Raw genomic sequence first — 2,791 nt, 5'->3', positions numbered from 1 at the left:
CTCCAATACGCCAACAGCGCGGAAATCAGCCGGATCAACAAGGGCTTGAAGCGCCGAGCAAAACAGAACGTTTTCGGCTTCTATATCGATCCGCGCAGCGGTTATTGGGCAAAGACGGAAGAGGAGGACGCCGAGGTCGATGTGCCGCCGGACGTCGTCAAGCCGGTGCGGATCGTCCCGATCGTCCGGGACCGCAAGAATGCACTCCTCTATCGTTTCAGTAACCCCGGGTCATTCCAAGCCGACACGATCCCGACCGTCCAGCACGCCCTCATGCGCGGCATCGAGGTCGTCTTCCAGCTCGAAGAAGGGGAAGTTCTCGGTGAGCCTCTGCCCGCCCGCGCCGACCGGCGCGCCGTTCTGGTTTACGAGGCCGCGGAGGGCGGCGCCGGCGTGCTGAACAGGCTCGTGGAGGACCCGCTGGCCATCGGGAAGGTCGCTCGCGAGGCCCTGATGCTGATGCACTTCGACAAGGTCGACGAAGCGATCGCGGCGGGCGACGCGAAACTCCTCGTCGACCGTCAGGGCCAAGCGTGTGTCCGCGGCTGCTACAGATGCCTTCTTTCCTACTACAACCAGCCCGATCACGAGGTCATTGATCGAACGAGCGGTGAGGCCAAGCAATTCCTTGTCGACCTCGCCCGCGGGAAGGTAGTCCTTTCCAGCGCGACCGCCGCGACGGCAAGCGAGAGGGGGTGGTTGAACGCCTTCGATGACTCTGGAATTCCGGCGCCGGATCCCAATGGCGTCAGCTTCGCCGGACAGGAGGTGAGGTTCGTCTGGCGCGACCAGTATGTCGGCGCCTGCCCCGGGCCTTTGGCACCCGCTACGCGCGAGGCCGCCGAGGCCAAAGGCTGGACGCTGTTTGAATTGCCGCAAGACCCGGCGCAAGGCTTGCCCGAGGGGATGATCTCGATTCTCAAAGGGTAGTTCGATGACGGTGAACTTCGCGCCTGGCGACCTGGTCCGCGCGCGCGGACGCGAATGGGTCGCGCTTCCGAGCCCCCGCGAAGGCATCCTCGCGCTCCGGCCGCTTTCCGGAAGCGAGAGAGACGCCATCGTCCTCGATCCTTCCCTCGAGATGGAGGCGGTGAAGCCGGCGCGCTTCGATCTGCCCTCCGACGCCGAGCCGACTGTGCAGGCGAAGGCGTCGCTGCTGGCCGACGCCTTGCGCCTTACACTCCGCCGCGGAGCGGGTCCGTTCCGGTCGGCGGCCCAACTGGCCTTCGAGCCGCGCGCGTACCAGCTCGTTCCCCTGTTGATGGCGCTTCGCCTCCAGACGCCCCGCATCCTCATCGCCGACGACGTCGGCATCGGGAAGACGATCGAGGGCGGCCTCATCCTGCGCGAGCTCATGGATCGCGGCGAAGTCGATTCCTTTTCCGTGCTGTGCCCGCCGCATCTCGTCGATCAATGGGTCACCGAGTTGAAGACCCGCTTCGGCATCGAGGCCGCAACGGTCACGGCCGGGGCCGCCGCGCGGCTGGAGCGCGGCTTGCCGCTCGCTCAGACCTTGTTCGACGCCTATCCCTTTACCGTCGTCAGCCTCGACTACATCAAGGCCGACAAGCGTCGCGACGGCTTCGCCAGAAGCTGTTCAGACTTCGTGATCGTGGACGAAGCGCACGCGTGCGTCGGCACGCAAAGGGGCAAGCAGCAGCGTTTCGAGCTTCTCTCCGAACTGGCTCGGAACCCGGAAAGACGCATGGTCCTCCTGACCGCAACCCCGCACTCCGGCGACGAGGAGGCCTTCGGCCGGCTCCTTTCCCTCGTCGACCCCGCCTTCGCCTCGATGAACTTCGACGACGCCAAGTACCGCGAGCAGCTTGCGCGACACTTCGTTCAGCGCCGCCGAATTGATCTGACCTCGGGCGACTGGGACGAGGACCGCGCCTTCCCGAAGCACGATGCGGCGGAATTCTCCTACCACCTGTCGAAGCCTCACCTCGATTTCCAGGAGGCGGCTCTGGGGTATTGCCTCGACCTCGTTGGCCGGTCTGGGTCGGGGCAGCGCGAGCGACGGCTTGCCTATTGGGGAACGTTGGCCCTGATGCGCTGCATCGGCTCCTCGCCGGCGGCGGGCCTGAGCGCGCTACGCAACCGCGTCGCCAACGAAATCGATCGTCTCGAGCCCCAGATCTACGACGAGGACGGCGACGACGAAGACGCCGTCGACATAGAGCCGAGTGCCATCTTCAACGCGGACCCGGCGCTCCAGACGCTGGTGAGGCGCGCCGAGGACCTCCTCCGCCAGCCCGATCCTAAGCTGGGCGCCCTCGTCGACGCGGTCTCTCCCTTGATCGCGAGCGGCGCCAATCCAGTCGTCTTCTGCCGCTATCTGGCGACGGCAGAGTACGTCCGCGACGGCCTGCGCAAAGCCTTCCCGAAACTCAAGGTCGAGGCCGTCACCGGCGTGCTCACGCCCGACGAGCGCCGCGATCGCGTTGCGGACATGGCCCAAGAGGACGAGGACGGCGGACGAGCCCAGCGCATCCTCGTCGCCACCGATTGCCTGTCGGAAGGCATCAACCTCCAGCTGCTCTTTGACGCCGTCCTCCACTACGACCTGTCCTGGAATCCGACGCGGCATCAGCAGCGCGAAGGCCGCGTCGACCGCTTCGGCCAGCCGTCCAAGACCGTCCGAACGCTTATGATGTTCTCCCCCGACAGCGCGATCGACGGCGCTGTGCTGGACGTGATCCTCCGCAAGGCCCTCCAGATCCGGGACCGGACGGGCGTGACGGTCCCCCTTCCCGACGAGCGCGGGCCCGTCACCGATGCCCTCATGGCC

The 2,791-nt window shown here is 66.1% G+C and carries 2 protein-coding genes; both read left to right on the top strand.

The window, feature by feature from the left end; translation table 11 throughout:
- Window positions 1-930, top strand: a 930-nt coding sequence (locus ACLP25_RS02705) for a DUF1998 domain-containing protein (protein ID WP_442467698.1), incomplete at its 5' end; no start/stop codon positions are given.
- Between the two features lie 4 nt (window positions 931-934).
- The coding region (locus ACLP25_RS02700) for a helicase-related protein (RefSeq protein WP_442467697.1) at window positions 935-2,791 on the top strand (1,857 nt) is incomplete at its 3' end.

This window comes from Roseiarcus sp., from assembly GCF_052145395.1.
Lineage (GTDB): Bacteria > Pseudomonadota > Alphaproteobacteria > Rhizobiales > Beijerinckiaceae > Roseiarcus.
Note: the sequence above shows the minus strand (reverse complement) of the source record. Positions and strands in the feature narration are given on the sequence as shown.